Here is a 4,467-nt window from a genome sequence, read left to right as displayed (position 1 = left end):
ACATTGGCCGCAGAGGTGCGGCGCAAAGTCATTGAAGTGCTGATGCTGGACATCATCCTGGTGGTGGCCCTGGCGCTCAGCCTGCGCATCGTGTTCGATCCGCTGAAGAAACTGCGCGACGGTCTGTTCGAGCTGGCCACGCGCGGCAGCGATGAAGTGGAAGAGCTGCCCGAGAAGCGGCGCGACGAACTGGGCGATGTAATCCGCGGCTTTAACGCCATTCAGCGGCGAGTGAAGGCGATCATTCTGCGCACCCGCGAAGCGGAAGACGCGGCCCGCAAATCGGCCCAGGAAACGGCGAAAGCGCTGGACGATCTGCAGCGCACCCAGGAGTCCCTGCTACAGGCCGAGCGCCTGGCATCGCTGGGCGGCCTGGTGGCCGGCGTAGCGCATGAAATCAATACGCCGGTGGGCATCGCGCTGACCAGCGCGTCGGTGCTGATGGAGGCCACGGAAGGTGTGAATGCCGCCATGTCCAGCGGCGCCATCAAGAAATCGGAAATCCAGAAATACATTGAAACGGCGGGCGAAAGCGCGCGCCTCATCATGAACAATGCCTACCGCGCGGCGCACCTGATCCACAGCTTCAAGCAGATCGCGGTGGACCAGGTCAGCGAGGCGCGCCGCCGCTTCGAGCTGCACGAATACATCGGCGAAGTGGTGTCCAGCCTGCAGCCCAAGCTGAAGAAAACCCATATCGGCGTTGAGATCGAGTGCCCGGACGATATTGTGCTGGATAGCTATCCCGGCGCGCTGGCGCAAGTCATCACCAACCTTACCCTCAATTGCGTCGAACACGCCTTCGACGCCGACGCCGTGGGCACCATCTGGATCAAGGCCGCCGAGCAGGGCGATGTGATCGAAATGCAGGTGGCGGACAATGGCAAGGGCATCGCGCCCGATATGCTGGACAAGGTATTCGACCCCTTCGTCACCACGCGCCGCGGCCAGGGCGGCACGGGCCTCGGCCTGAACATCGTCTTCAATCTGATAGTGAAGCAGTTTGGCGGCACCATTACCGTAGACAGCCTTGTGGGCCAGGGCGCCGTCTTCACGCTGCGCATTCCGCGCGTGACGCCAGGCGACGCCGAAGCCAACGAACAGCATCCGGACGCACGCCTGCACGCATGAGGCGGGCGACGCCGATGCAATGATTGACGCATACTTTGCCCATCATCACGGGAGGTAAAGGATGAGTACCCGCCGCCAGATCGCGCTGCTGCGTGGTATCAACGTTGGACGCGCCAAACGTATCGCCATGGCTGATCTGCGCAAGCTGCTGACCGGCCTGGGCTTTGCCGACGTACGCACTTTGCTTAACAGTGGCAACGTGGTCTTCGATTGCGAGGCCAGGGACGCGCGCCTGTCGGCCACGCGCATCGAGGAAGCGCTGGTGATGCGGCTGGGTGTCGCCGCGCGCGTCACCGTGCTCGATGCCGAACAGCTCGACGGTGTGGTGGAAGACAACAGCTTGTGCGAGGTGGCGGACGATCATTCCCGCCTGCTGGTCGCGGTGCTCAACAATCCCGCCGACCGCGCCAAGCTGGAGCCGCTCGCGCATCAGGACTGGAAACCCGAAGCCTTCGCGTTGGGACGCTGGGCTGCCTACATCTGGTGCGCGGACGGCATTCTCGCCAGCCGCGCCGCAGCGGCCATGGGCAAAGCTGTAGGCGATGCGGTCACCACGCGCAACTGGTCAACCATCAATAAATTGCACGCGCTGGCCAGCGGCCAGTCCGCCTGAGGAGAACAAGAATGCCCGCGGTAAACGGAGAATTTGACGTAAAGCTGCTGCCCGCACCGAACGCCTCCCTGACCGAGGGCTGCGGCATCGGCCGCATGACGCTTGACAAGCGCTACCACGGCCCGCTGGAGGCGGAGGGCTACGGCGAATTCCTGAGCTACCGCAGCGCTGTGCCGACGTCGGCCGTGTATGTGGCGATCGAAAAAGTCAAAGGCACACTGGAYGGCCGCCACGGCAGCTTCGCTTTACAACACCCTTCTATTCGCTTGATTACAGCTTTATATAAAAATGAGAATAAACGATACATGGCGCGGCGTTCTGATCCTGGCCGCGCTGGTGGTGGCGCTGTTCCTTGGCGCCATCGCCCTGACCGACAATGGCGCTGAAAAAGTGAGTTGCGTCGGTCGCGCGATTGCGCACGGTATTTCCTTCACCAATATCCACAGCGTCTGTAATCTCTGAGCGCAGATGGCCGTCATCGCGCACGATGTCCGCATCGTTACCACGCCCGTCATCATTCGCCCGGCCCGCCCGGCGCCGCCGGTTCCGCGTGCGCTGAGCCCTGCTGGGCGTGGCAATCTGAAGCTTTGGCTGTATCACCCGGCCGATCTTCGAGGATTGCCCACGGGCGTGTTCGTGCAAAAGGCTGCGGCGCCGGACTGGCAATTTACGGCCGCGAATCCGGATGGCAGCCTGAGTCTGCAATTGGCGCCCGGCCAGTATCTGCTCGACACCGTTGAGCCGCCCGGATCGCCGTTGCGGCGCCATCGCTACCAGATCAGCGTGTCGGCCGGTGGCGCCGCCAGCATCGGCGGCATGCAGCCGGACGGGCAGGGCGTGTATGCGGTGACGCTCGATGCGGGCACGGTGCCCGGCGAGCGTGGCGCGAAATTGCTGGCGCTGGCCAGCGAACCTGCATCCACGTTCAAACCGGCATCCGCCTGCCAGCTCATGGACCAGGTGACGCCGGTGCGCAGCTTCAACACCGACACGTCGTGGGCTTTCCCAAGGTGCGCGTGCGTCTGCCATCGTTTGGCCGCGTCAGGGCGCTGATCGTGCCGGTGGATTTCGATGAAGTCAGCGGCAAGGACGATCCCGCCGCATTTTTCACGCCGCTCGCCAGCGACGTGCGCGACTTTTATCTGAAGCAGTCCTACGGCCGGCTGGCGTTTGATTTCGACATCCTGTCGCGCTGGGTGCGCCTGCCATTCTCGCCGGACAAGTACGGCTCGGCCGATTTCACCGGCTACCGCAACGAAATCATTGGCCTGACCGACGGCCAGATCGATTACGGCCAGTACGACGCCGTGTACTTTCTGGTGCCGAAGGAAATGCCGATGGCGACCATGCGCATGGGCCCGGCAATTACCTTTCCGACGTGGACGCGCACCGGCTATGTGCTCAACGGCGCCACGGGAGGCGCGGACATGTACTACAACGAAGAGCGCGGCATCATTGGCGCCAAATGGAAATGGATGGTGCATGAAACCGGCCACGCCTTCGGCCTGGTCGATGAAGACCTGGACCATGCATCGCAAACCCTGGGTTCGTGGGGCGTGATGGTCAACAGCTGGAGCAATGCCGCCATCGAACACAATGCCTGGGACCGTTATCTGCAAGGCTGGCTGCCGGAAGAGCAGGTGGCGTGCCTGACCAGGCCGGCGCAAGCGATCAAGCTGAGTCCACTCGTGCGCCAGGGCAGCGGCATCAAGGCGGCCATGGTGCCGCTCAGCAGTTCGAAAATTCTGGTGATGGAATCGCGCCGCAATGAAGGCTACGACAAACTGCTACCGGAGCAGGAGGGCCTGCTGGTCTACACGGTCGATATGAGACTCGGTTCGCTTGGCGGCGGCTACCGCACCCAGCGCCGCACCGGTTCCGTCGACCGGCAATTCCGCGACGCGGCGCTGCACGCGGGCGATGCGGTCACCGTCGATGGCGTTACCGTCTCGGTCACCACGGCGGACGCGGATGGCGACACAGTCCAGGTGCGCCGTTAAACCTCCGCTTTTTGCCGCTGGCGGAAGGAGGCTACCTTGTTGCGGTTGCCGCACAGCGCCATGCTGCACCAGCGGCGGCGGTGGGACTTGGTGCGGTCCAGGAACCACAGCGTGCACTCGTGATCTTCGCATTTGCGGATAAGATTAAAGTCGCCATCCGCCAGCAACTGCGCGGCGGATTCGGCCAGCGGCGCCAGCAGGCGCTCGGGCGTGTCCGTCGCGTAGCGCGTTTGCAGTGTGACGCTGCCGTCCGCCTGCGCGTGCAGTGCCAAGTGGCGCTGCGATTGCGCCAGCAAGCCGTTCAGACGGGCCACATCCAGCTTATGCCCATGCTTGCGGGCGTGCACCAGCGCGCGCACCGTTTCGCGCAGGCCGCGCCCGGCTTCCAGCAAACCATGCGGCGCCTTGCCGCTCACCGGGAAGCCGGCGTCCTTCAGCCATTGCATCACATCGGCATCGCTATGCCATGTTTCTGTTCCCTGCACCACCGTGTTGATCAGGTCCAGTGCGGGATGATCGCCATAGAACTCAGTCATCTTGCATTCCTCCATGGCTTCATTGTAACCATCAAAAAATCACTTGACAAGTTACGCTGCCGGCGTAAGATGGTAACCATAAACAACACATTTAAGAGGTTACAAAATGCGCTTCAACACGATCAAAGCCGATGGCATCAACGTTTTCTACCGCGAAGCCGGCCCTGAAGATGCGCCGGTGCTCCTG

Annotated in this window: 6 protein-coding genes; 5 read left to right on the top strand and 1 reads right to left on the bottom strand. The window is 62.7% G+C overall.

From position 1 onward, the window contains the following. From AB4Z11_RS29410 to AB4Z11_RS29390, 5 genes are all read left to right on the top strand, one after another. A partial coding sequence (locus AB4Z11_RS29410; protein ID WP_442029372.1) for a sensor histidine kinase occupies positions 1-1,131 on the top strand: 1,131 nt, incomplete at its 5' end. A 61-nt stretch (positions 1,132-1,192) separates the two neighbouring features. Beyond that, positions 1,193-1,744 carry a DUF1697 domain-containing protein gene (locus tag AB4Z11_RS29405; protein WP_442029370.1) on the top strand — a complete coding sequence of 184 codons (552 nt, stop codon included), beginning with the start codon at positions 1,193-1,195 and terminating at the stop codon, positions 1,742-1,744. A gap of 11 nt (positions 1,745-1,755) precedes the next feature. Beyond that, positions 1,756-2,130 carry a DUF3224 domain-containing protein gene (locus AB4Z11_RS29400; RefSeq protein ID WP_442029368.1) on the top strand — a complete coding sequence of 125 codons (375 nt, stop codon included), beginning with the start codon at positions 1,756-1,758 and terminating at the stop codon, positions 2,128-2,130. Positions 2,131-2,212: 82 nt separating this feature from the next. Then, a complete protein-coding gene (locus AB4Z11_RS29395) occupies positions 2,213-2,797 on the top strand; it encodes a hypothetical protein (RefSeq protein WP_442029366.1) in 585 nt (194 codons plus the stop codon). Beyond that, a complete protein-coding gene (locus AB4Z11_RS29390; RefSeq protein WP_442029364.1) occupies positions 2,740-3,744 on the top strand; it encodes a hypothetical protein in 1,005 nt (334 codons plus the stop codon). The genes AB4Z11_RS29395 and AB4Z11_RS29390 overlap by 58 nt, the downstream gene beginning before the upstream one ends. Here the strand turns inward: AB4Z11_RS29390 and AB4Z11_RS29385 are convergent. After that, positions 3,741-4,280 carry a CGNR zinc finger domain-containing protein gene (locus AB4Z11_RS29385; RefSeq protein ID WP_442029362.1) on the bottom strand — a complete coding sequence of 180 codons (540 nt, stop codon included), beginning with the start codon at positions 4,278-4,280 and terminating at the stop codon, positions 3,741-3,743. The genes AB4Z11_RS29390 and AB4Z11_RS29385 overlap by 4 nt on opposite strands. Positions 4,281-4,467 lie beyond the last annotated feature (187 nt).

It is taken from the genome of Pseudoduganella sp. RAF53_2 (assembly GCF_052113985.1).
Taxonomy (GTDB): domain Bacteria; phylum Pseudomonadota; class Gammaproteobacteria; order Burkholderiales; family Burkholderiaceae_D; genus Rugamonas.
Note: the sequence above shows the minus strand (reverse complement) of the source record. Positions and strands in the feature narration are given on the sequence as shown.

Bases quoted from the DNA above. Each gene is read 5' to 3' on its own strand.
- AB4Z11_RS29405 (WP_442029370.1), top strand. From the start codon at position 1,193: ATGAGTACCCGCCGCCAGATCGCGCTGCTGCGTGGTATCAACGTTGGA.
- AB4Z11_RS29395 (WP_442029366.1), top strand. From the start codon at position 2,213: ATGGCCGTCATCGCGCACGATGTCCGCATCGTTACCACGCCCGTCATC.
- AB4Z11_RS29385 (WP_442029362.1), bottom strand. From the start codon at position 4,280: ATGACTGAGTTCTATGGCGATCATCCCGCACTGGACCTGATCAACACG.